This is a genomic window from Edwardsiella ictaluri ATCC 33202, from assembly GCF_000264785.1.
Classification (GTDB): Bacteria; Pseudomonadota; Gammaproteobacteria; order Enterobacterales; family Enterobacteriaceae; genus Edwardsiella; species Edwardsiella ictaluri.
This window is the reverse complement of the sequence record NZ_AFJI01000005.1, coordinates 1-25,698: the sequence shown is the minus strand read 5'-3', so window position 1 is coordinate 25,698 and position 25,698 is coordinate 1. Positions and strand designations below refer to the sequence as shown.

Below are 25,698 nucleotides of genomic sequence, written 5' to 3'. Positions count from 1 at the left end.
TGCTGCTCCAGGTACGGGGCAAGTTTCAGTTAACTTAAGGATAGCACCCGGCGGTAAAGATACCGGGCCTATCTGGATCAGCTGACTCAGTTACCTTAACGGCACGATCAGCGTATCAATGCTAATGGTGTCAATGGTGTTTTTAGCCACGGAAAGAAATGAGATAAACTTCTGGGCAAACGCGCTGTTGTGGTGCCCCAAAATCACCAAATCGATTTGCTGCTGCTGAATAAAATCTTCTAGGGATGAAGAAAAATCATTGCTGATCATAATGGTAATTTCTGGACATGCGGTGCCAGCAGTTTGCTGCAGCGCGGTGGCCTGATCTTCCAACTGAGAAAAGTAGGGTGAGTTTCCGCCGTCGTCATCCGGATCGATATCAAGCACGACATGTACCGGATGCAGCGTTGCCTGCAGGTACCCGCCCAGTTGAATGCCCTTGCTCAATATCTGCATGTCCTCTTGGGATCCGGTTTTAAGATCAAGTAGTACCAAAATATTTCTGTACATAATTGTTCCTCCTGTTGACCCATTGTTAAATTTAGCCATATTGGTCGCGTTCCGATAACAAAAAATAATTGTTTAATGTATGTAAAATAGTCATAACGATTGGATCCTGTGCAGGTGGATAAGCGGCGGCGGGGTTAGAGGCATTATTGCCGGCGCCTAAATGCGCCATGGTAATATATGGCGTATGCTGAAGCTGATAATCGCAACGTAATGCGTCATTGCTGACGCCATTTCCCTCAGGCTACAAGGAGTTGAACAATGAAGGTCTCTTCTGTCTCTTCTGTTTCCCCATCGGCCGTTCCGCTAAGCCAGGACTCATGTACCACAATCCTGATTGGCGCGGCGGCGACCCGCGACGGTTCGCGTATTATTGCCCGTACCGAGGACCACGATCCGCTGCTGTCAAAAGTGCTGCTCAAGCATCCGCCGCAGGCAGATCAGCGTGGGCGGTTTCATGCCAATGAAAATGCCTTTAGCTGGCCGCTCCCCGCAACGGCGCAGGGTTATAGCGCATTTGCCAACGGTAAGTCCGGAAAAACGGCGGCGCAGATGACTTGGGGCGCCGCCGGATTTAATCAGCGCGGTGTCGGAATGAGTGCTACCGAGACGATTTTTGCCAGTGAACAGGCTCTGTTACACGATCCTTATCTGAGCGAGAGTGGGATCACCGAGGACAGCATTGTCGATATTGTTCTGCCCTATATCGACTCTGCACGGGAAGGGGTGTCTCGCCTGGGAAAGATGATCGAAGAGCAGGGCGCCGGCGAAGGGTTTGGCGTTGCCTTTATTGATCCGGATGAGATTTGGTACCTGGAAACCGGCAGTGCGCACCAGTGGCTGGCCGCTAAACTGGCGCCGCACTGCTATTTTGTTACCGGTAATCAGGGGCGGCTGCGCGACTATAATCCCGATGACCGCGACGACTATATGGCATCGGCCTCGCTGATCGACTTTGCCCTTCAGCATGGGCTATATGATCCCCAGCGCGATGGCCAATTCAATTTTGAGCGGGCCTATACGCGTCATGACGATCGCCTCGACGGCTATTACAACTATCCGCGGGTGTATGCCCTACAGCAGCTATATCGCCCCGATCCGGACAGAACGTTACAGCAGCCGCAGCGGTTTGCGGTATTCGAAGCGCCCAGTGACGCGCTGGATGTGGAATCGGTTAAGCGAGGGCTGCGCAACACATATGATAATCTGGGGAGACAGCCCTATGCGGATACGCCGGACTATACCTGGCGGCCGATTTCCCTGTTCCGCACCCAGCAGTCCCATATCCTGCAGTCGCGCAGCGGTTTGCCGCGCGCTGAGCGATGTGATATATCTATCCTACGGCATGCCCAGTATTTCGCTCTATATTCCGTTTTATCCCAATGCCGGGGGCGATGTGCCGGCCGCCTATGGTGAGGTTACCAGCGGGGAGGCCGATACGTTCTCGGCGCAGTGGCAGTTTCGCAAGCTGCAGACGCTGATCATGGTGAACTACTATCGCTATGCACCTGGCGTCCAGCAGGAATATCAACGGTTAGAGTCGCGCTTTAGTGATCTGCAGAAGGCGATGGAGTCTGAATATATCAAAATTTATCAAGAGGATATGGTTGAGGCCGACCGTCTGCTTCAGCGCTTCGGCGAGCAGGTATTTGCGGAGGCGCTAGAGACGACGCAGACACTGACCAACCGGCTGTTTACCCAGTTGGCACAGGATGTTAATGCGAAATACCTGTTCGCTGGCGCCTAGAGAGGCGCTATCTCTCCTGTGCGCCGCCATGAAAGGGCTCCGCATGGAAAATAGGAAATATTTACGTCAAGGTCAAATGTTGACCGCCACGGTACTGTAAGTACACAGCCCAAGCGTTCTATGGCTACCCTAGCTTGGGCACATATACATCTCAGGATGTTTTTCCTGTTTAATTCGTCGTTTTGGGCTGGGCTACACGTCGCGAGCAGGAAATAACTTAGCGGAGCTCTGAACCCATTCGTTATCTGGCTTGAGGCTATTGCGTTCAATACTGAGAGTATGTCCAGATCCTGTACGACCTCGCACTGACCTTTTTTCTCCTGATCCCGGACCTTGTGGATCTTTTTCTGGGGAGCGGAGGTAATAATCTGCTGCATACCAGTCTTTTGTTCAATCAGCGCCGTTCCCCATCATGTCGTAAAGACCTAGCGGGTTAGCTGGAAACTACCGACAGGTTTTTTTGCTGGATGATGCATAGTTACGATCTTTGTCGTTAGCGAAAATAAATAACTTACCCCGACTGCGTGCTGAGTATTCCTATTGGGCCTCGGTAGGCAGAACCATACTGCGGTTGCTTACTTTCCCTAAATAGCTGCGCGGAATAGTAGATCACGTTGAGGGAACTCAGCCTGGATTGTGCGATCTGATCAATCGCCAAATCAAAAAAAATCGCCAAATCAAAATAAATCACCAACCGGACTGAGCAATGCCGATCATAGTACCAATTCCCCGAACTGACCGACGCTTGATGCAGAAAACTATCCATAAAACGCATGATAAAAATTATTCCCGCAGGCTGACCGCCATGCTGATGCTGCACCGGGGTGACCGCGTCAGCGACGTTGCCAGAACGCTCTGCTGTGCCCGTTCCTCCGTCGGACACTGGATTAACTGGTTCACGCTGTCGGGTGTTGCAGGACTGAAATCACTACCTGCCGGACGAGCCCGGCGCTGGCCTTTTGAGCATATCTGCTCGCTGTTACGTGAGCTGGTAAAACACGCTCCCGGCGATTTTTGCTACCAGCGTTCACGCTGGAGTACAGAACTTATGACAATAAAAATCAACGAGATAACCGGATGCCAGTGACATGCCGGAACTGTTCGCCACTGGTTGCCGTCTGCGGGTCTGGTGTGGCGAAGGGCCGCGCCAACCCTGCGTATCCGTGACCCGCATAAGGATGAAAAAATGGCGGCCATCCACAAAGCACTGAACGAATGCAGCGCAGAGCATCCGGTATTTTATGAAGATGAGGTAGATATCCATCTTAATCCCAAAATCGGTGCGGACTGGCAGCTACGCGGGCAGCAAAAACGGGTGGTGACGCCGGGACAGAACGAAAAATACTCTCTGGCCGGAGCACTGCACTGCGGAGCGGGCAAAGTCAGCTACGTGGGCGGCAACAGCAAAAGTTCAGTGCTATTCATCAAGTTGCTGAAGCAGCTTAAAGCGACGTACCGGCGGGCAAAAACGATAACGCTGATCGTGGATAACGACATTATCCACAAAAGCCGGGAAACGCAGCGCTGGCTGAAGCAAAATCCGAAGTTCAGGGTGATTTACCCGCCAGTTTACTCGCCGTGGGTGAATCATGTTGATCGGCTATGGCAGGCGCTTCACGACACGATAACGCGTAATCATCAGTGCCGTTCAATGTGGCAACTGTTGAAAAAAGTCCGCCATTTTATGGAAACCGTCAGCCCGTTCCCGGGAGGTAAACATGGGATGGCAAAAGTGTAGCGCTATTAGGCGCAGCTATTTAGCCACTGACAGTAATCGCGGGCATCCTGCCAGCTTGCCGTGGCAGGATATGTTTCCCCCAGCGCCTCTTTGTCCTGCTTACTGAAATCTTTTCCCTTCTCTATCGTCTGGTAGATGGTGTTTTTATCCCGGCCCTGTATCGACAGCCAGCGGTTAATCCCCCAGGTGACACGATATTTATCGATGCGGAAGTCGGAGAGCGTAGCCGGATGAAGGGGGAGTGTCTTGGTCGAAGTTGTAGGGCAGTTTTTCTACCACCAGAGGGCCAAAATCCCCCATCTGAAAACTGCTGCCTTTCAGCGTTACCAGATTATCCAGTGAAGTACAGACCAGCGCGTCCTGGTCGGCTTTCATCTTCTGTTCATCGCGGCAGTCGGTGAGGACGGCCAGCACCAGGACAATCAAAGTAAGGCGGTATCGCGTCTATGTGTTCATGGTTATCGTCCGTGCTGGGTGGTGATGTAGGTGGTGCAGCTGTGGAGTAATGACGGTGACACAGGTGTGAGAGGGGCATGAATTCATTCGGGTGACCCGGTGAAACTACGGGGGCATCCGGCAAATGAGTGTAAATGGCGTGCAGATTTTCCGCATAGTAGCTGGGGGTGATGATGACCTTCTGTGCGCCAGGAATAAAGCCAGTATCGTATCCGTATGCTCGCGGCTGCTCACCTTCAGCCAGAAAAGTGATGACGCGGGCCCATTGATTTTCCAGTCACCTTTTTCGCCAATCGTGGTGGACAGGTGCTGCATGATGTTCTCGTATTCACGCTTTGACTGCACCCAGCGCAGAATGGCGAGCATAGCGCGTTTACGGCAGGCAAAGGTGGTGCCGGATTCGCATGTTTCTCCCCTATGACTGGCTGGGCTGGCGTTTTTATCCCAGAAATTCGTTTCAATCAGGGCGGCGATGGCCCGCTCCCTTGCTTTCAGACGGGGCATATTTCAGACACTCATCATTGTCGATCAGTGTCATCCAGTCGCTAGCTATTTATAGACCACCTTAAAGCCATTGAAGCACTGGCGCTACCGGAAGGGGTGGAGTGGTTGCTGAAACTCGCGCGTAATATTTTCCGTTTCCCAAACGGAGCCCTGAAAGATAGAGATCCGGCGGCGCGAAGTGAGTCACTTGGTGACGTTGTCACGTATCATCAGGTTGCAGCGCCCGCGGCGGCGCGCTGCAACGGGAAGAGTGGAGGGCGTTGTATCTCATCTTAACCGTTAGGACTTGCACAAACGACAGGGTCAACGTGCGTCATCAGAGACAGCACCGGATGTTCTGCCATAACCCTTCGCTCCGTCTCTCTGGCGATATGATGTCCTGCGGTGACGCTAAGCCGACCATCGATTTCCAGATGGACATCGGCCAGGATCAGATCGCCGCTTTTGCGGGTTTTCAGCGCATGCAGTCCGATGACCCCGGGGGTAGATAAAATAGCCTGCCGGATGGCGGCGTTCTGCTCCGCATCGGCGGCCCGATCGGTTAAATCATGCAGCGCATCCGCGCTGAATCGCCACCCCATACGGCTCACTATTGTCCCGACGATCAGCGCTGCGATAGGATCGAGTAACCCGAACCCCAGCAGATTTCCAGCGATCCCGATGGCGACAATCAACGATGAGGCGGCGTCTGAGCGGGCATGCCAGGCGTTGGCGACCAGCATTCCAGAGCCAACCCGATTGGCGACGGTGAGCATGTAGCGAAAGAGTATCTCTTTCGCCAGCAGTGCAACAACTGCCACGCCGAGCGCAGCATAATGCACGGTAGGAATGGCCGCCGGATCGCTGAGCTTATTGATGGCTGAAATGATCATCCCAATACCGACGGCCAGCAGGAGTCCACCCAGAATCAAAGAGGCCGCATTCTCGTAGCGCCGATGCCCATAGTGATGATACACATCCGGGGCCTGCTGACTGCGCTGAACGGCGCAGAGGACGACAAAGTCCGCCGCCAGGTCGGATAACGAATGGAGACCGTCGGCGATCAACCCCTGAGAGCCGGAAAAAACGCCGGCGATGATCTGAAACACCGTTAGAGCGATATTGACGAACACGCTAATCCAGGTGCTGCGTTTACTGGCCGCCTCACGGCTCTTATCCGCACTGGGGCCCCGTGAAAACGGCATGTACTGTGGTTGATTCATGGCATAAAGATCCTGGATTGGCGAAGATAGAAGGGGGGGGCGAGGCCGCGCGTCCTCAGTCGAGATCCAGGCGCGGCTCATCCAGATGCTCCAGCATGCTGGCCACCATCCGGGAGATATGCGAGTCCGACACGAAGTAGAACACCTGTTTACCCTGGCGATCGGCCGTCACTATCCGGGCGGCGCGGAGAAGGCGAAGATGGTGACTGACCAGCGATGGGCTGATATCCAGCGAAGCGGCAATATCGCCGACGGCAATGGGATGCGCCCGACAGCACAGCGTAATGCGTAGCCGGGTGGTATCACCCAAGAGACGGAAAATATCGGCCAGCTCAGAGATGGTGCTTTCAGCGACGATTAACATCATAAATACCAACAAATGAATATATGTTTATATGTTATTTCCAGTTGATAGCATTGTCAATATGACGAATCATCAGGAGGTGAATTTAGGATGCGCTAGGCGAAATCAGCAGGGTAATTACCCTATTTCAATTACAGATTTCACGTAGCAGCGCCATTTTTAGCGAGGTGGTACGATGGATTTTACGGCAATCTGACCGCGTAGTGAGCGTATCGCCAGTACTATAGCGAATAACGTCGATAAAATAATCTGATGTGCTGCATTACGTCACGCAGTGAGGGCAAATTGATGCCACGGAGCGGACCCCGGGTATGGGAGCCAGACCCGCGACGCTTATTTATCAGCACCGCGTGGCTGCCAGTGAGTGCAGGCGTATCAAAGTGAGCCGCTGGAGTAGGGAGGTGTTGCCGCGTTATAAATCGTAGCGCTTTCTAGCATTCGAATCGCGCCGGCCTCGATATTTAACTCGGCGTCTCCATTCATTTTGGTTGGGTATTATAGACTGCACAGTGATAAGAAACGTGGGCGGAAATTCACGGTATTTCCTTGATAAACAATCCATCAGACATCTCATGATAAAGCTTGGCTTTGGGTAATATCGAGGGGTAGCACTCCCGGATTGACGCTGAGTGCCAGATCGGTCAGCGACACTGGATACAATGGCGCGGTGTAATGCCGAGTATTTTCCGCAGACTGACAAGGATGCAGGTTGCGATTGATGACATCCTTAGGGATCTTGCGGCGGGCGCTTTTTTAACGGATAACATCCCGGCGTCAGGTATCGCAAGCGCCTTATCAGGAACAGTGGTCCGTTGATAGGAATACCGGTTTAAAGACGCTCGTGTATTGGCATTGAGTCGCTCTAAGGTTAATTCGTATAATGTATATTATGTTAAATCATAGGTAGCAGAGAAATGCGGGAGTTTTCCTATCGGCGTACTGTTGTTGCCTTAGCATATTGGCTCCTCCCCTGCGGTGTTGCTTTCCCCTATAAGCATCATGATCCGACAGCCTTTGGCATGGTTATCGGTACTGCAGCCTCTTTCTCCCGCTGCATCATTACTACCGTTGCGACCCGCGTCTTTTTCGCTGGGTCGAAACGTATGAGATAGCATTCTGAAGCAGATTATCGTGGAGGTATCTCTCTATCACCATCTATCACTATCCCCGTCGCGGAGATCATCCGTCGTTGCCTCGGACGCGCTCAAGGTTTCCTCTGCTTTTCTCTCTATGCGCCACCGTTTCCGGCAGCTATAACACCGTATTTTATGATGCCGCCGTTCACGGCACCAGATGCTCTGTTCTGAACGGTGCCTGCGTTGTTGGCCGTGCAGCCGCCACCTGCATAATATTGGCGTCGCTACGTGAAATCTGAGCCTGGTTCAACAGGATTACCCTGCTGATTTTTTCTAGCGCCATTTCTTTTGCACATAAAAAATACAGTCGTCGGTTGTTTTGACGGCTGCATCGTATGATTTATACGCAGTGGAACGCATTTCTGCGCATTTTTAGTGCACGGAGGCTGTTTCCGGCTGTAGTATCGGATACCATCCCCAGCCAAGATCGCTATTATGCTGGTTTTGCCAGCTCAGAGGCCAGTTAGGTCCAATACCGTAGTCCCAGGCAGCCACCGGTGGCTGCGTTTCACTCACCTGCCAGAGTTGAATTCCCTGAATATTCAGTCGGACAAAGGTATAAGGTGCCGAGCCTATTTTACCCATCTCGCTTCCGCTGAGGGTTCCCAATACCGTGAGCAGATGATTACGGTAGTTGACCGGATCGAGGAATCGATCGCTACGGGCGATAAGCCTTCCTTGATAAGGCTTATTTAGCTGCGGTCTGGCGGCGCTGTTTAACGGTAACACTGCGATCTCCAGCAGCGTCTGTTTAGGCAGATTAATTACGTTGATAACCCGTCCGCCCAGGCGAACCTGCTGACCCGTGTAGAGATTGGGCGCCATATGGATCTGATTAAAATTTTTTTGCAGGATCGGGCTGTTATTGCCCTGTATATCTCTGGGAATAGCGGCACACCCGCTTAGCATTAACGGTGCACAGAGTGCAGCAGCGAATAGTGAATGTCGGCACTTCATCATGACTCTCCTTACATACTCATATCCAATATCATATTTATTACTAAGAGCCTATCCGATTAGGCTGTTTGATTTTCCATTTTGGTCTTGGGCTGTTCACATACTACGTGTACGCTCCGGTTGTTGCGCGCTGTCCGTGTCCAAACTGAGTGCAACAATATATTCATACTGAGATAGGCTCTAAGTCAGATAAGTAAAGCATACGAGTCGTATAGAATATTTTTTGTTATATTGTGGTAAACGTTCAGGTGTGCCGAAAAATGTCGTAAATAGAGATAAAAAATAAAGGGCTGCTATTAATGCAGCCCTCCCGAACGGTACAATATAAATAAAACGGATTACATCTTGAACTGGCCTACAGTATCGGCCAGCTCACTTGCCTGCCCTTGCAGCGCGGCGGAGGCCGCGGTTGATTCCTCAACCAGAGCGGCGTTCTGCTGTACCATCGTATCCAGCTGGATCACCGCACTGTTGATCTCACTGATGCCGCGGTTTTGCTCTTCAGCCGCGTTGGTGATCTCACCCATAATGGCACTGACGGCGCCGACACTATTAACAATATCTGTCATGGTTTCACCGCTCTGGCGTACCTGGTGTGAGCCGGAGGCGACGCTGGTTACGGTTGAGTCGATCAGATTTTTGATCTCTTTGGCTGCCTGGGCACTGCGCTGAGCCAACGTTCTGACTTCGCCGGCGACAACGGCAAACCCACGCCCCTGCTCGCCGGCACGGGCGGCTTCAACCGCGGCGTTGAGCGCCAGTATATTGGTTTGGAATGCAATGCCATCGATGACTCCGGTGATGTCACCGATTTTACCGGAGGCAACCTCAATCGAGGACATGGTTTCGATGACCTGCGAGATCATCTTGCCACCGCGCTGCGCTACCTGAACAGCAGAGCTGACGGACTCATTGGCCTGCTGGGCAGAGGTCGCCGACTGTGCAACGGTTGCAGAGATCTGCTCCAGTGCCGCCGAGGTCTGCTGCAGACTGGCCGCCGCTGACTCGGTTCGGCTAGAGAGGTCCTCGTTACCGGCAGCGATTTCCCGCGCGGCAATACGAACTGACTCGCTGGTACTGTGAATAGAAATCATCACGTTGGCCAGCTTATCCACGAATTGGTTAAATGCACGGGCGATCTGCGATACCTCATCTTTCCCCTGCACATCCAGCCGCTTGGTCAAATCTGCGTTGTTGCCGGCGCCGATGTTTTCCATCGCCTGACGGATATGGAACAACGGACGCAGCGCCCGACGCGTGACGATACCAATCACCAGTGTAGAGAGCACGATCAGAACCAGCAGTGCAATGCAGGAGGCCAGCAGCAGTGAACGCATTCCATCTGTAGCCTCTGTATCATCCATAGCTACAACGGTATACCAACTGGTTCCGTGGATCGGCATTGCCAACAACAGCGCATTGCGGCCGGAAATGATCGCCTCCACAGGTTTACCGGAGGTTAACAGCTGGGTCAGGCTCAGGCGTGGCGCGATGTCAGCCAGTGATTTCAGCGTCAGCTGCTGATTGGGGTGGGCGATGATGGTACCGTCAGCATTAAGCAGCATACCAAAGCTGTGTTTTGTGGGGTGGATGGATCGCACGTTGGCAATCACTTTATCCATATGTACATCGCCCTCAACGACACCGCTGATTGGCGTGTCCTGTGGACCAGGTGCGGCAAAGGTCACCACCAATGTATGGGTATTTGCATCCATATAAGGTTCGGTTACGATCGGATGCCCTACTTTTCTGGCATTGATAAACCAGGCGCGGGTTGTGGGATCGAAGCCCGGGGGGATGCTGGAGGGATCGGAGGAGATCTCCACCCTGTTGGAGTACCCCATATCTACACTGATAAAGCCACCGGCGTCGGCTATCTGTTTTAATAGCGGCCGGGGATCGCTGTCCCCGACATGGGGTGTCAGTGAGGCGATCAGCGCCGTTTTGTTTTCGACCCACTGGCGTACGGTAGCGGTATGGCTGGCAGTTAAAGATATTAGGGTATGTTGAAGGGCTTTTGCGTTAGAGTCGCTGGCAATCCGATAATTAATCAACGTATTGACACAAAGCGACGCTGCGACAATGACGCCGGTTGTCGCGAGAATCCGTGCCCGAATGGAATCGAACATAATAGGCCTGCCTGTGTAGTAAGTAAGATAAATTTTAAATGGTCAGTCTTACTGATAACGGCAGACTTCCTTTAAACTTGAGTGATTTTATCTGATGTAAGAGTATCAGAGTGTTACGCATGGAGGGTGTTAATATATAAGATTATTTTTACATTGCGAAATACTTTCCCATGGTGCACGAAAGTGCCGAAGACCGGCGGCGTTATGGGAAAGCAATGGCTAGCTTGCCAGTCGGGTGCTCCTACGACACAGGAGGCGATACTCGGACGGTGAGACGCGATACTGATTCTTGAATATCTGGCAAAATGTACTTTGGCTGGGATAGCCAAGCGCATGGCTAATCTCCTTAATTCTCAGTTCAGTCTCTTCTAACTGCTGCAGTGAGAGCTTGAGACGTTCGAGACGAATATAGTTTGCCAGTGTCGTTCCCATGGCCAGTTCAAATTCGCGAAGAAAATAAGAGCGGGAATAACCTGAAATCGCTATCACGTCGGCGCTTTTAATTCCAAGGTGGACATGGTTGGCAATCCAGAGATTAATTATTGAAAAACTTTTTAAAATAAACTTATCTCTAACCATAGTACAATATCCTACTGTTTATGCGTGGCGTAGTGAAAGTTCAAAAATAACGGTTTCAGCCTGACATGAAAAATTAAAGTGGACGTTAAGAATAAACTCCCCTTCTTTTTCACAGATGTCGTGGGTAATTATACAAGGGTACTCTTGCTGCGCAACGCGCTGGGATTTAGCGGTTAGCTTTGCCAGCTGCTTCTCGGCCTCATCACGACTGGGGTAGGCTTGCGTAATGATGGTGGTGCAATTATCGTTATCGAGCACAGATCCAATATCGATGGCACAGCCTTTGTTACTGCATTTATCGACGACCTCTTTCATCACATTGCCCTCATGATTATCAACTGTTTCTAGAGTAAAACAAATTAATAATTAATAAAAACGATTAATTATAATATATATGACCATTTTTTTAGATTGTTTTTTTTGCAAAAAAGGCCCGCCGTAGCGAACCTGAGCCATGCCGATAAACCGCTAAACCGATTTAAGATGTACATTGCCGACGTAAGTGTCTTCTTACTGGTACGACTGCCCTGCCCAGACGCACCTGAAGAGCAGCGGAAAGTCGCAGGCAACACGAAAGTTCCACTCCAGCGCCGTATGTTTCTCAATCTCCAGAATTGGGTATGCCACCGGCAGCAGCATCTGGTGACGATGTTCACAATTACCGTTACACATTATTCTTGCTCATCCTGCAGCACCCTGGCGACTTCAGCGTTCATCTTATTAGTAATATTGGAAAATTTTATATACCGTGAGCAACGTTCATCGCAGCGGCCGTCGCCGATGCACATATGCTCCCCCTCTTGGGCGCGGGCGCGATAGTCGTTGACCTTATGCAGGGCGCGAAAGCGCAGACGCTCGCTGACCTTGTCGCGGAATGGGTGGCCACCGGCCATATCGGTAAATCCGGTCACCATACAGCTGGCCCACTGACGGCGGCGCTCGCCGCGTTGCGGATTTTCAGCATAGGCGACATCGAAGAGGCTGTAGCAGGTACAGGTTGGGCAGCCGGTGGTGCAGCGGTGTTGATAGTCATCCCACAGCGGACTCTGCTATAGGATCTGGCGTACGCGTTTGGGGTCATCGCATACCTGGTCCGGGGTGACCACTTTTTCCGGATTCTCGCTGACGAATCCGGCGCGGTAGTTACACGCCTGCCCCAGCCCGGAAAATGCGGCCTCCAGCGTCGGATCGGTGATCTCGACGTTCACCCCCTGCGGATCAAAACGCATCGCAGCGCTGTAGTTGTCGGTACGGTTGGTTCCCATGGGAACACAGAAGCAGTTTTCAAAGCCGGATGCGCACTCCATCAGCACAAACTTAATGCTGTCGCGCACCAATGCGTAGCTGTAATCGGCATTATTGCCTTTCTTCAAGGTCATCGAAACCATGTCCTCGATTGAGGTTGCCTCCGGTAAAATCGGTGACATCACCGACGTGGACGGTGATCGACATCGGCAATCTGAGTCACATCGTTGTCGAAATGAAACAGTGTCTCGGTAATGGGGGATATAATCGTGCTGGGTGCCATATGGGACTTTTCCTGCCAGACAATATCCCGCAAGCGAGTCACCTCTTGGTAGACGATATTATCAGTATCAGAAAAACGTCCGCCGCGATACTCCGTCACCGGCGCATAAACCCGGTAGTGGCTGCGCAGGCGCGTCAGCATCAGCCTCAGACAAACGAAGTGACATAATAACTTCTCCACATTAACTGTATGGATTTCCTGAGTATGAATATATAACGCCTACGCGACGCCGACTTACGCGAAATGCGAATTAGCGAATTAGCGATAAAGTAAAAAGAGATAAATTGAATTTACCTTGTAAAAACAACAAATTAATTTGCTTACCCGCGATAGCAGCGATGGATAGGCTGTCAGAAATACAAGTCAGATCGCATTTTTGGCGGGAGATATCTCCCGCCAGAGGGTAAAGAGAAATGGCACAACTCGGTTATTTTGCGGATACTTCAGGATTATATTTTCTTTCCTGGCAGGGTTTTTAGCAGCTCATCCGGTGTAATGGCGCCCAATACGCTGCCCGGCAGTGCCATTTTAAGCACGTGGGGTTTAATCTTGCCAATAACCTGCATTTCACAGTGTTTACAGTCAAACTTCAGCGTCAGTAGCTCATCCTGGCACACCAACTGCATTGGCGACGCCCTTCCCTTCACGCCCTGGATCCCTTTAGCCTGCTTGGGACAGAGATTAAACGCAAAGCGCAGGCAGTGCTTGGTGATCATCACCGGAACCTCGCCCTTCTCCGTGTGCGCCTCATAGGCGGCGTCGATCAGGGTGACGCCATGCCGGTGATAAAACTCACGGGCCAGGCGGTTATACACATTATCCAGATAGGTCAGATGGCTCTGCGGATACTGCGGTGGTGGCATTATTGGCGCTCTGCGCTGCAGACGGTTGTCCTGGCGGGCCCGGGCTTGATCCAGCTGCTCAATGGCTTCGCGGCGCAGCTGGTTCAGCTGGCTGTTGGGGATAAAATAGGGTTCTGCCAGCGCAATCTCGACCTCATCAGCCTGATATAGGGTTTGCCCCAACTTGCTTAGCCCCTCGCGCAGTCCCTGCAGCGCGCGATCGGCCTGACGTGCCGGTTCAAAGTGGCCTTCCAGGAATTGGTTAACGCTGACGCCATCTTCGCTGGTGAGCGTCAGCTGCAGCTGCTGGGCCGAGCCGCTTAAACACAGCCTAAGACCGATGCGGCGCTCGCTGGAGCTCTTCAGCAGCGCCTGCTGCCAGTCGTGATCCAAATTACGGTTCAGAGGATGAGGCAACCTCAGCGTAGCCAGCGTCGGCGGCATTTCGTTCGGCCAGATACGATAGCGCCCCTTACCCTGCGCCTCTACCGTATTGGCGCGCAGCCCAACGATGTCTCGCTTCACCTGTACATTCAGCCCATCGCCGTTGTGCAGTGCCTCGCGGACGCTGACGTCCAGGTACCCGGCGGTAACGGCGGTTACCTCACCGATAGGAACGCCGATAAATTTAGGTGATTCAAACGCGCCGATATCAATCTGTCGCTCACGCACAAAGTAGTCGGTGCTGCCGCGGTGAAAGGTTTTGTCAGGCGACGGCGTAAAAAAGTGGCGGGTGCGCCCAAGAGAGGCGCGGCACAGCTCTGGGCGCTGATCCAGAATGACATCCAGTCGCTGACGATAATAGGCCGTGATATTTTTCACATAGCTCATATCCTTATAACGCCCCTCAATCTTAAAGGAGCGCACCCCGGCATCGATCAGCGCCGTCAGGTTGTCGCTTTGATCATTATCCTTAAGCGACAGCAGATGCTTCTCATAGGCAACGACGCGCCCCTGCTCATCTTTCAGGGTATAGGGCAAACGACAGGCCTGAGAGCAGTCACCACGGTTAGCGCTGCGCCCGGTCTGGGCATGAGAGATATAGCACTGCCCGGAATAGGCTACGCACAGCGCACCGTGAATGAAGAATTCGATATTGGCATCAATACTGTCGCGGATGGCGGCGATCTGCGGCAGACTCAGCTCGCGGGCTAACACAATCTGGGAAAAGCCGGCCTGGGACAGGAAGCGGGCCTTCTCTACGCTGCGGATATCGCATTGGGTACTGGCATGCAGATCGATGGGGGGAATATCCATTTGCAGGATCCCCATGTCCTGCACGATCAGCGCATCCACGCCTGCGTCGTAGAGACGGTGGATCAGGCGGCGCGCTGGTTCCAGTTCATTATCGTGCAGTATTGTATTGAGCGTAACGAAGATTTTAGCGCCATAGCGGTGGGCAAAATCACTCAGAGCGGCAATATCACTTAGGGAGTTACCGGCGTTATGACGTGCGCCAAAACTGGGTCCACCGATATAAACTGCATCGGCACCGTGCAAAATGGCCTCACGGCCGATGGCCGCCTCGCGGGCGGGACTGAGGAGTTCAAGCTTGTGTATGGGTTGGCGCATGCGGTTACCGTGGTTAGTCTCTGAAACGGCGCTATTGTAGTCGCGCCGGGCACAGTTACAAGGCTGGCGGTGTGAATTTCTTATCCGTATCGCCGACGCTGGCCGCCGTTAGGCTCGCTGCCACGCTATTTTTCCGACAGCGCATCGTACTATTATAAACAAATTGCTTACCTAAATAATGCCCCGCTTGTTTTATTAAATTGCGTGATTTTATTCCTGTCCACGCTGTAATTTTTAATTTCCGATCCGAACGTTCTCTACGCGCCAAGCCCCGTGACACCTTGTTTCACGCTTATTTTTACGCCGCCATCACTGCCGTGGCTAACACGATATCAACAGGAAAAATCATAGCGCTAACATAATGAATGGCGTCAACCATATTGTCATGGCGATGTCACCAATAAATAATGTGCTATGCATCACATCTTATACACGAAACGTGCCTTAATTCGCATCCCCACATCTGGATCAACAATAGGGCTTATTATCCCCCATAAAAGATGTTAAAATTGACTGATATCAATATTATTTAGGCAACACCTATGATTCCGGAAAAACGTGTCATTCGTCGTATCCAGTCTGGTGGTTGTGCGATCCACTGTCAGGATTGCAGCATCAGCCAGCTGTGTATCCCGTTTACGCTTAATGAACATGAGCTGGGTCAGCTCGACAATATCATTGAGCGTAAAAAGCCGATTCAGAAAGGTCAGGCGCTGTTTAAGGCGGGGGATGAACTGAAGTCGCTGTACGCGATCCGCTCCGGAACCATTAAGAGTTATACCATCACCGAGCAGGGCGATGAGCAGATCACTGCATTTCACCTGGCGGGTGATCTGGTGGGTTTTGATGCCATCGGCGCACAGATACACCCCAGCTTTGCCCAGGCATTGGAAACCTCCATGGTGTGTGAGATCCCCTTTGAAACGCTGGACGACCTGTCCGGTAAAATGCCCAGCCTGCGTCAGCAGATGATGCGCCTGATGAGCGGCGAAATTAAGGGCGATCAGGATATGATCTTACTGCTGTCCAAGAAAAATGCAGAAGAGCGTCTGGCCGCCTTTATCTATAACCTGTCGCGGCGCTTTGCCCAGCGGGGCTTCTCACCGCGTGAATTCCGTCTTACCATGACCCGCGGCGATATCGGGAATTATCTTGGTCTGACGGTAGAGACGATTAGCCGTCTGCTGGGACGCTTTCAGAAAAGTGATATTCTCAGCGTAAAGGGTAAGTATATCACTATTCAAGATATTGATGCGTTGGCCAATCTGGCCGGTAATCCGCGTACACCTTGTGGTGAATGAGCGTTCGCTGCGAATTAAAGAAGACGGCCTGCGGGCCGTTTTTTATTGGTTACCCTCCTCACCCACCCCCCTAGATTATATTTTCTGATTTGTTGCTCGTCGGTATTTTCCTTATCTATTCTATTGTATGGTACGGTGAAAACACGTTGATGATGAGGCAGTAAGGAGAGTCCATATGGCCCAATATCAGAAAATACTGGTGGCTATCGATCCGAACCAAAACGATCAGCCTGCGCTGCGGCGCGCGGTATACCTGGTGCAGCGTAACGGCGGCCAGATCATGGCATTTTTGCCTATATACGATCTCTCCTATGAGATGACAATCCTACTGTCACCCAGCGAACGGATGGCTATGCGACAAGGCGTCGTCAACCAGCGTACCGCCTGGATCCACGAGCAGTGCCGCTACTACCTTGAGGCTGGTATCGCCATTGAAATTAAGGTGATATGGCATAATCGCCCGTTCGAGGCCATCATCCAGGAGGTGATCCGCGGCGGTTATGATCTGCTGCTGAAGATGGCGCATCAGCACGATCGGCTGGAGTCGGTCATTTTTACCCCCACCGACTGGCATCTATTGCGTAAATGCCCCTGTCCGGTATGGATGGTAAAGGATCAACCCTGGCCGGAAAATGGCGTAGCGCTGGTTGCGGTAAACCTCTCCAGCGAAGAGCCCTACCACGATCCACTGAACATCAAGCTGGCCCGGGAGACGCTGGCGCTGGCGGAAAAGGTGAACCAGACGGTGGTTCATCTGGTGGCGGCCTATCCGGTGACCCCTATCAATGCCGCTATCGAAATTCCAGACTTTGATCCGCGGATCTACAACGAGGCTATTCGCGGCCAGCATCTGGTGGCCATGAAGGCGCTGCGGCAGAAGTTTTCGATTCCGGAGACGCAGACCCACGTGGAGAAAGGGCTGCCGGAGGATGTGATCCCTGATGTTGCCTCCCGGCTCAATGCCGGCGTGGTGGTGCTTGGCACCCTGGGGCGCACCGGTATTTCCGCGGCGTTTATCGGTAATACGGCAGAACATGTGATCGATCACCTGAAATGCGACCTGCTGGCGATTAAACCGGACGGCTATGCCTCGCCGCTGGAGGTGGACTGCGAAGATGAGCATGATGACGAGTAAGTCAGCAGCGCCTCGCCCTTGAATGAAAAAAGCGCCCCACTGTGGGGCGCTTGCGTTTTTATCCCAATGACGCTTACAGGGCGCGTAGGATGGCCTCGACGCTGTCTTTGGCATCGCCGAACAGCATTTGGGTATTCTCCTTGAAGAACAGCGGGTTTTGAACGCCGGCATAGCCGGTATTCATGGAGCGCTTGAATACGATGACGTTCTGGGCTTTCCATACTTCCAGTACCGGCATTCCGGCGATCGGACTGCGCGGATCTTCCATGGCCGCCGGGTTGACCGTGTCATTGGCACCGATCACCAGTACCGTATCGGTATCGGCGAAATCATCGTTGATCTCATCCATCTCCAGTACCACATCATACGGTACCTTGGCTTCCGCCAGCAGGACATTCATATGACCGGGCAGGCGCCCCGCCACCGGGTGGATGCCAAAGCGCACCTTGATCCCGCGATCGCGCAGCTTCTGGGTGATCTCCGCTACCGGATACTGCGCCTGCGCTACGGCCATGCCATATCCCGGCGTGATGATCACGCTTGATGAGCTCTTCAGCATGTCAGCCACCTCTTCCGCACTGGCCTCGCGGTATTCGCCCATCTCTCCCTCATCACCGGTGGATGAGCCGTCGGTGCCGAAGCCCCCGGCGATCACGCTGATAAAGGAGCGGTTCATCGCTTTACACATGATGTAGGACAGAATGGCACCGGACGAACCGACCAGGGCACCGGTCACGATCAGCAGATCGTTGCTCAGCATAAAGCCTGCCGCTGCTGCTGCCCAGCCGGAGTAGGAGTTCAGCATGGAAACCACCACCGGCATATCCGCGCCGCCGATAGAGGCCACCAAATGCCAGCCGAAGGCCAGCGCGATGACCGTCATCAGCAGCAGGGCAAACACCTGTGCCACGCTGGAACCGGTATTGACGAACCACAGCATCAGCAGGAAAGAGATGACCAGCGCCGCCAGATTCAGCTTATGGCGATGCGGCAGTATCAGCGGCTTGGATGAGATAACCCCACGCAGTTTGCCAAAGGCGACGATAGAGCCGGTAAAGGTAACAGCCCCGATGAAGATCCCCAGGAACACCTCGACCAGATGGATATTTTCCAGCACTGCCTCCATGCTGCCCGGCTGATGATCGATGTAGCTGTTGTAGCCCACAAGAACCGCCGCCAGACCGACGAAGCTATGCAGAATAGCGACCAGCTCCGGCATTTCAGTCATCTCGACCTTACGCGCCAAATGCATGCCGATAGCGCCGCCGATCACCATCGCCACGATGATCCAACCTATGCTGCCGGCGTCGGGACCACAGATGGTGGCGATCAGCGCAATGGCCATACCGACCATGCCAAAGGTATTGCCCTGCTTGGACGTCTCGTGCTTGGACAGCCCGGCCAGACTAAAAATAAACAGGATGGCGGCAACAATGTATGCTGCGGTGACTAATCCTCCAGACATTTGTTACCTCCCTCAGTTCTTACGAAACATTTTCAGCATGCGCTGGGTGACGGTGAAACCACCGAAGATGTTGATACTGGCGATCAGCACCGCAATAAAGGCAAAGAACGTGATCCAACCACCGTGCCCAATCTGCAGCAGCGCACCGACCACAATGATGCCGGAGATGGCGTTGGTGACCGACATCAGCGGCGTATGCAGCGCATGGCTAACGTTCCAGACCACGTAGTAGCCCACCACGCAGGAGAGCGCAAACACGGTAAAGTGCGACAGGAACTCTTTTGGCGCCACGCTGGCCATCCAGCCGAACAGCACAATGGCCAGAGCCATCAGCAGGTACTTCTTCAGCGGTGACGTCGGCTTGGCGACGGGGGCTGCCACCGGTTCTGTCTTGGCGGCCTGTGGCTGGGCGGAAACCTTGATCGGTGGTGCCGGCCAGGTGATCTCTCCTGTCCGCACCACGGTCACCCCGCGGATGATTACATCCTCAAAGTCCACATTAAGGGTGCCATCTTTCTCTTTGCACAGCAGTTTGAGTAGATTGACCTGGTTGGTGGCATATAGCTGGGATGACTGGGTCGGCAGGCGGCTAGGCAGATCGGTATAGCCGATGATCTTGACGCCGTTTTCCGTGGTCACCACCTGATCGGCCTGCGTCAGCTCACAGTTACCGCCGGTCTGCGCCGCCAGGTCGACGATCACACTGCCCGGCTTCATGGTGGCGAGCATCTCTTTGGTGATTAGGCGCGGTGCCGGTTTCCCTGGGATCAGCGCGGTGGTGACGATAATATCCACCTCTTGTGCCTGGGCGGCAAACAGCGCCATCTCAGCCTTGATGAAGGCCTCAGACATCACTTTGGCATAGCCGTCACCGCTGCCTGCCTCTTCTTCAAAATCCAGCTCCAGAAATTCGGCGCCCATACTTTGCACCTGCTCTTTTACTTCCGGGCGGGTATCGAAAGCGCGCACGATAGCACCGAGGCTACCGGCAGCACCGATGGCGGCCAGGCCGGCAACGCCGGCGCCGATAACCATCACCTTCGCCGGTGGCACCTTACCTGCCGCCGTGATCTGACCGGTAAAGAAGCGGCCAAATTCATGGGCGGCCTCTACGATGGCACGGTAGCCAGCAATGTTTGCCATGGAGCTGAGGGCGTCCATCGACTGGGCGCGCGAAATACGCGGCACCGAATCCATCGCCATCACCGTGACCTGACGCTTGGCCAGTTTCTCCAGCAGCGGCTGATTCTGTGCCGGCCAGATAAAGCTTATCAGGGTAGCACCTGCCTTAATGCGGGCAATTTCATCATCATCCGGCGCGTTGACCTTTAAAATCACGTCAGACTGCCAAACCTCATCAAGTTCAACCACCTTGGCACCGGCCTGCTGATAGGCTGCATCCTCAAAGCTGGCCAGTTTTCCTGCGCCGCTTTCGATAGTCACCGTGAAACCCAGCTTTAGCAACTGCTCTACCGTTTTCGGCGTCGCCGCTACGCGGGCTTCATTGGCCAACCGCTCTTTTGGTACACCAATATGCATAATCGTCCCTTTTCACCTGTCAATAAGATGAGCGTCATCCATACCCTGCGATGACCTTGTATGCTGTTAGCGAAAATTGCTGATAGCTTGTTATAAACTACTGAAAACAGGTGCGCCGATCCACTACTGATCGTCACGTCCGATGCCAAAAGCGGCAAAAGTTTCGCATTTGTCATTGCGATAACCGCTAACGCCTGATTTACGACTTGTGTGTTAACGTGACAATGGAAAGGATGAGGCGATATTTAAAAAAAAGGAAAAGCGAAATCAATTAATTATCAACCCAAATTCCACCAGGATCAGAAATGCTGTCCCGCAACAGGCGTGCAATAACAGTAAGCTGGCGCATTTATCGCATAAAATCCTGAGGCAAGGGACGGCATTACGTGTAATAATCTGGCGCATTATTATGTGCTGTCATTGTCAATCGCGGCAAGGTTCGGCAAACGCCGGGCGCCTCGGTGTAGGCTTCTGCCGCTAACCAAAACAACCTGATAAGGCGTAAAGGATTTTTTTGATATGAAGCTGAGAACCACCCTCGTTGCGTCGGCCCTGCTCTCTGCCATGGCATTTTCTGTCCAGGCGGCCCAAGAACTCACTCCGCAAAAGGCAGCGGAGCTGAAACCTTTCAAACAAATTGCCATCAGCGGGCATTTCAATATGCTCAGCGAAGCGGCGGATGCCGTTTCTCGTCGGGCCGATCGGCTGGGCGCCGCCTATTTTTATATTCTGGATACCAACGCCAGCAACGACGGTGGTAACTGGCGTGTCGTAGCCAATATCTATAAGAAAGATGCGGAAACTGTCGACAAGAGCCAAAACTACCGTCTCTTCCAGGGGATCAAAGAGCTGTCGAAACAAGAGGCCGTTGCGCTACAGCCTTTCGATACCGTGACCATCAACGGTTTCTTTAACAGTCAGCCTGAGGTGAACGACGCCATCGCCCGTGCCGCCAAGAAGAAAGAGGCTGCAGCGTTTTACATTGTGCGTCAGATCGATACCAATAACGGCGGCAACCAGACGATCACCGCCTACGTATTTAAAGCCGATGCGCCGAAACGCCAGGTACAGAGCCCCGATGTGATCCCTGCCGACTCTGACGCGGGCCGCGCAGCCCTGGCCGCCGGCGGTGCTGCGGCTGCAAACGTCGAACTCCCGGGCGTTGCCTCCTCGTCGACCCTGAGCAATAGCGTCGGTCAATTCTGGCAGACTCAGTCCTCCTCCGGTCACCGTTACACCGTCACATTACCGAACGGCACCAAGATCGAAGAGCTGAACAATGCCACCGCCGCCCAGATGGTCCCCTTTGACTCCATCACTTTTACCGGCCGTTTTAACAGCATGACCGATATGTCAACGGAAACCGCCAAGCGTGCAGCGGCTAAGGGTGCCAAGTACTACCACATCACCCGTCAGTGGCAAAATCAGAGCGGCGGCAACCTGACCGTCAGCGCCGATCTGTTTAAATAATCCCCACCAATATGATGGACGGCCCTGCGGGGTCGTTTTTATTCTTTCTGCTGCCTGATGACGCTATTTTTTGAATAATTTTTTACTTAAATTGCATAGTATTCCATTGCGCGTCAGGCGCTCTATTCGTACAATCGGCGCCACTTTTACCGGCCAGCCCCTGCTGAGCCCGTCATCGTCAGTTTTTACATCGTAAAAATGTAAAATATTGGTTAATTTATCTATTTTTTGGATTTTGCCTTGGAAAAAAAACTCGGACTTACCGCCCTGACGGCGCTGGTATTGAGCTCTATGCTCGGCGCCGGTGTATTCAGCCTGCCGCAAAACATGGCGGATGTGGCAAGCCCTGCAGCTTTATTGATCGGCTGGGCTATTACCGGCGTTGGCATTCTGTTTCTGGCGCTGGCCATGTTGTTGTTGACCCGCTTACGCCCCGATCTGGACGGCGGTATCTTTACTTACGCCAAAGAGGGGTTCGGCGAGCTGGTGGGTTTTTGCTCAGCCTGGGGATACTGGCTCTGCGCCGTGATCGCCAACGTATCCTATCTGGTCATCGTGTTTGCCGCCCTGAGTTTTTTCACCGATTCACCGCAGCAGACGCTGTTCGGTGATGGTAATACCTGGCAGGCGGTGATCGGCGAATCCATTCTGCTATGGGTCGTGCACTTTATGGTGCTGCGCGGGGTTAAAACCGCAGCGGGGATCAACCTGGCCGCAACGCTGGCCAAGCTGCTGCCGCTGGGACTGTTTGTGATCCTGGCCGCCATCGCCTTCCGCCTGGATACGTTTAAGATCGACTTTACCGGACTGAAGATGGGTGTACCGGTCTGGGAGCAGGTCAAGAGCACCATGTTGTTTACCCTGTGGGTCTTTATTGGCGTGGAAGGTGCCGTTGTTGTCTCCGCCCGCGCCCGCCATAAGCGGGATGTGGGCAGAGCGACAATGCTGGCGGTCGTCTCCGCGCTGGTGGTCTATCTGCTGATAACCCTGCTCTCCCTCGGCGTGGTACCGCGGGCTGAACTGGCGGAAATGCGCAACCCCTCCATGGCCGGACTGATGGTGAAGATGATCGGCCCGGTTGGTGAAATCGTGATTGCCGGCGGACTGATTATCTCCGTCTGTGGTGCCTACCTGAGCTGGACAATCATGGCGGCAGAGGTTCCATTCCTGGCCTCGCAGCACGGGGCCTTCCCGAAAATCTTCGGTAAACAGAATGCCAAAGAGGCTCCGGCCTCTTCACTGTGGCTGACCAACGGCGCGGTGCAGGTGACGCTGATCATCATTTGGGCGACCGGCGCAAACTACAATAACTTGCTGACCATCGCCTCCGAGATGATCTTGGTTCCCTACTTCCTGGTCGGTGCCTTCCTGTATAAGGTGGCGCGTGAAAAAGGCGATCGCTGGATTACACTGGCGGCCATTGGAGCCTGTGCCTATGGTCTGTGGTTACTGTACGCCTCCGGGCTGACACACTTGCTGATGTCAGTGCTGCTGTATGCACCGGGTCTGCTGGTCTTTATGCATGCACGCCGCTCTCAGGGCGATCGCCAGCGGATGAGCGTGTTGGAGCGCAGCGGGATTTGCCTGCTCCTGATGGCAACCCTGCCTGCCGGTTGGTTCATGCTGCACTGAGTGCATCTCGCCATGGCGAGCCCGTGAGACCTTTCAGAGGGCCGCAGCGCTATCCGCTGCGGCCTTTTTTATCTTGCTTGGCGACTCTAGCCAAGTGGCGGCGGGTAAGTCATCGCTCTGCCTAGCCGGAAGGCAAGAGATAAAAAAATCCGCACTCCCTGAGAGAGTACGGATCCGTGTTTTTTTGTCTGAGCAAACCACGATGCATTGCCTGACTGGGCTTAGAGCGCTCTTTTCACCTGGCTTCCCATCGTTACGTCAACGCAATCAGCAACCGCTCGCCGCACAGTTCAATGTGGACAGGAATGACTGACTGGGTGCGGATCGTGCTCAGTTGGGACTCCTCCAGCGCATAGGGCAGTTGGATTTCGATCTCCGGTAGCCCCTGATGATTTACCAGCTCAATCAGGCGCAGGATATTGGTTTCATCACTGACCTGAGTCGAGAGCACCTGTAGCGCCAGCTGACGGATCCGTGCGCTCTGGGTGCAGCGTTTACTCTGCGCCGTATCGCGGGTCACCATACCAAACAGCGGCATCACCCCACAAATGGCATCAACGAAACGCCAGCGCTTATTACACGATGCGGACAGAAAATGCGTGTAGTCGAAACAAACTCGCTCTGGTTTTCCGACAGACCGATAAAGATCAGACATATTTCAGGCTCCCAATCGCATCACGCCAGCGCTTAGAATATTCATGGGCAGCGTCTGCGGTGTCGGGCTATTATTCCAACTCATTACGGAGAGTTCAATATAAAGTTGGCGCCTCATCTGACTGAGGCTGAGAACATACAAAAACCATATCACATTTTAGCGCCAGATTAACCTGGCACGCTTCTTGTTATCAGCAGGTTAACATAGATAATGATATGAAATAAAAGCAATTAAATAATTTTATTAAACAATTCAATATGGAAAAGATATTTCTCCAATAGGAAAAGCTTTTTAAAATAAGTAATTGCATACTCCCCGCTCTTTGTTTGTTTTTGTCAAATGAGAAATATTATAATTACCCCCTGCGCTCAACTCTTTCTATTCTGTTTATAGGGATGCAAGTTTTGTGATGAAGCGCACATGGGTGGAACAACGATCATATCGCTTGGTGCATTGAGGCTTTCTCTATTGCGCGGTATTCATTTACACTCGATTAACGCTATAGGCATTGACATGCCGCAAATGGCATAATCACCTGGCGCATTTTAACGTTTACGGTACATATCCCGTGCGTCAATGGATACGCTGAACCGTAACGGTATCGCACAGCCGATACTTTTTTCAGTTAAGGAAATTGCAGATGGATACGCTGTCCATGCCGCCGGTGGTGATCACCGGCGGCGCCCGTCGCGTTGGACTGGCGCTGGCCCTCTCCCTGCTTGCCAGAGAGCTCCCCGTACTGGTGGCCTATCGCAGTGAATACCCTGCCCTGGCATCGCTGCGTCAGGCCGGGGCTCGCTGCCTACGGTGTGATTTTTCTACGACAGAGGGGATCTATGATTTCGCCGCGCAGGTGCAGCGGATCACGCCTCACCTGCGGGCACTGATACACAACGCCAGCGCCTGGCAGGCCGAGCGTCCCGATGTTGCACCGGAGCAGACACTCAATGCCATGTTACAGATCCACGTTCATACGCCCTACCTGTTGAATCTGTTGCTGGAGCCTCTGTTGCGTGGACAGGGAGACGCAGGCGCCGATATCATCCATGTGACCGATTATGTCGTAGAGCGTGGCAGCGACAGCCATATCGCCTATGCAGCTGGTAAGGCTGCGCTGGACAATATGACGCGCTCCTTTGCCCGTAAGCTGGCTCCTGAGGTCAAGGTTAACGCCATCGCTCCGGCACTGATCCTGTTCAACCCGCAGGATGATGAGGCCTATCGGCAAAAAGCACTGGAT

The 25,698-nt window shown here is 53.1% G+C and carries 20 protein-coding genes and 3 pseudogenes; 7 read left to right on the top strand and 16 right to left on the bottom strand.

Annotated elements, in window-relative coordinates:
* Nucleotides 1-90 precede the first annotated feature (90 nt).
* Complete coding sequence (locus EIEH_RS00215; RefSeq protein WP_015871294.1) at nucleotides 91-510, bottom strand: universal stress protein; 420 nt, start codon at nucleotides 508-510, stop codon at nucleotides 91-93.
* 258 nt (nucleotides 511-768) lie between these two features.
* On the opposite strand from EIEH_RS00215, the pseudogene EIEH_RS00210 reads away from it, so the two are divergent.
* Both EIEH_RS00210 and EIEH_RS00195 read left to right on the top strand, forming a co-directional pair.
* A pseudogene (locus EIEH_RS00210) lies at nucleotides 769-2,254 on the top strand (C69 family dipeptidase).
* A 706-nt stretch (nucleotides 2,255-2,960) separates the two neighbouring features.
* Nucleotides 2,961-3,992 (top strand): annotated as a pseudogene (locus EIEH_RS00195) (IS630 family transposase).
* 5 nt (nucleotides 3,993-3,997) lie between these two features.
* On the opposite strand, the gene EIEH_RS20035 reads toward EIEH_RS00195, so the two are convergent.
* The 12 genes and pseudogenes from EIEH_RS20035 to EIEH_RS00145 all read right to left on the bottom strand — a co-directional run bounded on the left by EIEH_RS20035 (nucleotide 3,998) and on the right by EIEH_RS00145 (nucleotide 15,261).
* Nucleotides 3,998-4,198 (bottom strand): hypothetical protein, encoded by a 201-nt coding sequence (locus EIEH_RS20035; RefSeq protein WP_226092425.1) that lies wholly within the window; start codon nucleotides 4,196-4,198, stop codon nucleotides 3,998-4,000.
* Entirely contained in the window at nucleotides 4,191-4,367 is a 177-nt protein-coding gene (locus tag EIEH_RS19225) for a hypothetical protein (protein WP_155961442.1), read from the bottom strand. The genes EIEH_RS20035 and EIEH_RS19225 overlap by 8 nt, the downstream gene beginning before the upstream one ends.
* A 186-nt stretch (nucleotides 4,368-4,553) precedes the next feature.
* Nucleotides 4,554-4,952, bottom strand: coding sequence for a hypothetical protein (locus EIEH_RS00185; protein ID WP_035608229.1), 399 nt, complete (start codon nucleotides 4,950-4,952; stop codon nucleotides 4,554-4,556).
* Nucleotides 4,953-5,224: 272 nt separating this feature from the next.
* A complete protein-coding gene (locus EIEH_RS00180) occupies nucleotides 5,225-6,154 on the bottom strand; it encodes a cation diffusion facilitator family transporter (protein WP_015871288.1) in 930 nt (309 codons plus the stop codon).
* A gap of 55 nt (nucleotides 6,155-6,209) precedes the next feature.
* A complete protein-coding gene (locus tag EIEH_RS00175; protein ID WP_015871287.1) occupies nucleotides 6,210-6,518 on the bottom strand; it encodes an ArsR/SmtB family transcription factor in 309 nt (102 codons plus the stop codon).
* 1,508 nt (nucleotides 6,519-8,026) lie between these two features.
* A complete protein-coding gene (locus tag EIEH_RS00170) occupies nucleotides 8,027-8,611 on the bottom strand; it encodes a Slp family lipoprotein (RefSeq protein WP_015871285.1) in 585 nt (194 codons plus the stop codon).
* A 338-nt stretch (nucleotides 8,612-8,949) separates the two neighbouring features.
* Complete coding sequence (locus tag EIEH_RS00165; protein WP_015871284.1) at nucleotides 8,950-10,740, bottom strand: methyl-accepting chemotaxis protein; 1,791 nt, start codon at nucleotides 10,738-10,740, stop codon at nucleotides 8,950-8,952.
* A gap of 219 nt (nucleotides 10,741-10,959) precedes the next feature.
* Complete coding sequence (locus EIEH_RS00160; protein ID WP_015871283.1) at nucleotides 10,960-11,319, bottom strand: helix-turn-helix transcriptional regulator; 360 nt, start codon at nucleotides 11,317-11,319, stop codon at nucleotides 10,960-10,962.
* 18 nt (nucleotides 11,320-11,337) lie between these two features.
* Complete coding sequence (locus EIEH_RS00155) at nucleotides 11,338-11,634, bottom strand: DUF406 domain-containing protein (protein ID WP_015871282.1); 297 nt, start codon at nucleotides 11,632-11,634, stop codon at nucleotides 11,338-11,340.
* Nucleotides 11,635-11,829: 195 nt separating this feature from the next.
* Nucleotides 11,830-11,991 (bottom strand): hypothetical protein, encoded by a 162-nt coding sequence (locus EIEH_RS18690; RefSeq protein ID WP_015871281.1) that lies wholly within the window; start codon nucleotides 11,989-11,991, stop codon nucleotides 11,830-11,832.
* Nucleotides 11,991-12,988 (bottom strand): annotated as a pseudogene (asrA, locus tag EIEH_RS00150) (anaerobic sulfite reductase subunit AsrA). The gene EIEH_RS18690 and the pseudogene asrA overlap by 1 nt, the downstream one beginning before the upstream one ends.
* Before the next feature lie 308 nt (nucleotides 12,989-13,296).
* Nucleotides 13,297-15,261, bottom strand: coding sequence for a peptidase U32 family protein (locus tag EIEH_RS00145; RefSeq protein WP_015871280.1), 1,965 nt, complete (start codon nucleotides 15,259-15,261; stop codon nucleotides 13,297-13,299).
* A gap of 542 nt (nucleotides 15,262-15,803) precedes the next feature.
* On the opposite strand from EIEH_RS00145, the gene EIEH_RS00140 reads away from it, so the two are divergent.
* Nucleotides 15,804-16,562 carry an FNR family transcription factor gene (locus EIEH_RS00140; RefSeq protein WP_015871279.1) on the top strand — a complete coding sequence of 253 codons (759 nt, stop codon included), beginning with the start codon at nucleotides 15,804-15,806 and terminating at the stop codon, nucleotides 16,560-16,562.
* Between the two features lie 175 nt (nucleotides 16,563-16,737).
* Nucleotides 16,738-17,697: a universal stress protein UspE gene (uspE, locus tag EIEH_RS00135; protein WP_015871278.1), complete on the top strand. Its 960-nt coding sequence runs from the start codon at nucleotides 16,738-16,740 to the stop codon at nucleotides 17,695-17,697.
* Between the two features lie 73 nt (nucleotides 17,698-17,770).
* Here the strand turns inward: uspE and pntB are convergent, their stop codons facing one another.
* Together pntB and pntA are read right to left on the bottom strand one after the other, a co-directional pair.
* A complete protein-coding gene (gene pntB, locus EIEH_RS00130) occupies nucleotides 17,771-19,162 on the bottom strand; it encodes a Re/Si-specific NAD(P)(+) transhydrogenase subunit beta (RefSeq protein ID WP_015871277.1) in 1,392 nt (463 codons plus the stop codon).
* A 12-nt stretch (nucleotides 19,163-19,174) separates the two neighbouring features.
* On the bottom strand, nucleotides 19,175-20,701 hold the full coding sequence (gene pntA / locus EIEH_RS00125) for a Re/Si-specific NAD(P)(+) transhydrogenase subunit alpha (protein WP_015871276.1): 1,527 nt from the start codon (nucleotides 20,699-20,701) through the stop codon (nucleotides 19,175-19,177).
* A gap of 519 nt (nucleotides 20,702-21,220) precedes the next feature.
* On the opposite strand from pntA, the gene ydgH reads away from it, so the two are divergent.
* Both ydgH and EIEH_RS00115 read left to right on the top strand, forming a co-directional pair.
* The gene (ydgH, locus tag EIEH_RS00120) at nucleotides 21,221-22,171 is read left to right on the top strand and encodes a DUF1471 family protein YdgH (RefSeq protein ID WP_015871275.1); all 951 of its coding nucleotides are present in this window, start codon (nucleotides 21,221-21,223) and stop codon (nucleotides 22,169-22,171) included.
* Between the two features lie 240 nt (nucleotides 22,172-22,411).
* The gene (locus EIEH_RS00115) at nucleotides 22,412-23,803 is read left to right on the top strand and encodes an amino acid permease (protein WP_015871274.1); all 1,392 of its coding nucleotides are present in this window, start codon (nucleotides 22,412-22,414) and stop codon (nucleotides 23,801-23,803) included.
* Between the two features lie 253 nt (nucleotides 23,804-24,056).
* Here the strand turns inward: EIEH_RS00115 and EIEH_RS00110 are convergent, their stop codons facing one another.
* Nucleotides 24,057-24,458: a hypothetical protein gene (locus tag EIEH_RS00110; RefSeq protein WP_015871273.1), complete on the bottom strand. Its 402-nt coding sequence runs from the start codon at nucleotides 24,456-24,458 to the stop codon at nucleotides 24,057-24,059.
* Between the two features lie 640 nt (nucleotides 24,459-25,098).
* Here EIEH_RS00110 and folM point away from each other — a divergent pair.
* Nucleotides 25,099-25,698 (top strand): dihydromonapterin reductase (gene folM, locus EIEH_RS00105; protein ID WP_035608217.1); only part of this gene is annotated, 600 nt, incomplete at its 3' end.

What these genes read in the sequence shown, in the direction of transcription:
- EIEH_RS00215 (WP_015871294.1), bottom strand. Translation starts at nt 510, where the DNA reads ATGTACAGAAATATTTTGGTACTACTTGATCTTAAAACCGGATCCCAA.
- EIEH_RS19225 (WP_155961442.1), bottom strand. Translation starts at nt 4,367, where the DNA reads ATGAAAGCCGACCAGGACGCGCTGGTCTGTACTTCACTGGATAATCTG.
- EIEH_RS00185 (WP_035608229.1), bottom strand. Translation starts at nt 4,952, where the DNA reads ATGCCCCGTCTGAAAGCAAGGGAGCGGGCCATCGCCGCCCTGATTGAA.
- EIEH_RS00180 (WP_015871288.1), bottom strand. Translation starts at nt 6,154, where the DNA reads ATGAATCAACCACAGTACATGCCGTTTTCACGGGGCCCCAGTGCGGAT.
- EIEH_RS00175 (WP_015871287.1), bottom strand. Translation starts at nt 6,518, where the DNA reads ATGTTAATCGTCGCTGAAAGCACCATCTCTGAGCTGGCCGATATTTTC.
- EIEH_RS00170 (WP_015871285.1), bottom strand. Translation starts at nt 8,611, where the DNA reads ATGAAGTGCCGACATTCACTATTCGCTGCTGCACTCTGTGCACCGTTA.
- EIEH_RS00165 (WP_015871284.1), bottom strand. Translation starts at nt 10,740, where the DNA reads ATGTTCGATTCCATTCGGGCACGGATTCTCGCGACAACCGGCGTCATT.
- EIEH_RS00160 (WP_015871283.1), bottom strand. Translation starts at nt 11,319, where the DNA reads ATGGTTAGAGATAAGTTTATTTTAAAAAGTTTTTCAATAATTAATCTC.
- EIEH_RS00155 (WP_015871282.1), bottom strand. Translation starts at nt 11,634, where the DNA reads ATGAAAGAGGTCGTCGATAAATGCAGTAACAAAGGCTGTGCCATCGAT.
- EIEH_RS18690 (WP_015871281.1), bottom strand. Translation starts at nt 11,991, where the DNA reads ATGTGTAACGGTAATTGTGAACATCGTCACCAGATGCTGCTGCCGGTG.
- EIEH_RS00145 (WP_015871280.1), bottom strand. Translation starts at nt 15,261, where the DNA reads ATGCGCCAACCCATACACAAGCTTGAACTCCTCAGTCCCGCCCGCGAG.
- EIEH_RS00140 (WP_015871279.1), top strand. Translation starts at nt 15,804, where the DNA reads ATGATTCCGGAAAAACGTGTCATTCGTCGTATCCAGTCTGGTGGTTGT.
- uspE (WP_015871278.1), top strand. Translation starts at nt 16,738, where the DNA reads ATGGCCCAATATCAGAAAATACTGGTGGCTATCGATCCGAACCAAAAC.
- pntB (WP_015871277.1), bottom strand. Translation starts at nt 19,162, where the DNA reads ATGTCTGGAGGATTAGTCACCGCAGCATACATTGTTGCCGCCATCCTG.
- pntA (WP_015871276.1), bottom strand. Translation starts at nt 20,701, where the DNA reads ATGCATATTGGTGTACCAAAAGAGCGGTTGGCCAATGAAGCCCGCGTA.
- ydgH (WP_015871275.1), top strand. Translation starts at nt 21,221, where the DNA reads ATGAAGCTGAGAACCACCCTCGTTGCGTCGGCCCTGCTCTCTGCCATG.
- EIEH_RS00110 (WP_015871273.1), bottom strand. Translation starts at nt 24,458, where the DNA reads ATGTCTGATCTTTATCGGTCTGTCGGAAAACCAGAGCGAGTTTGTTTC.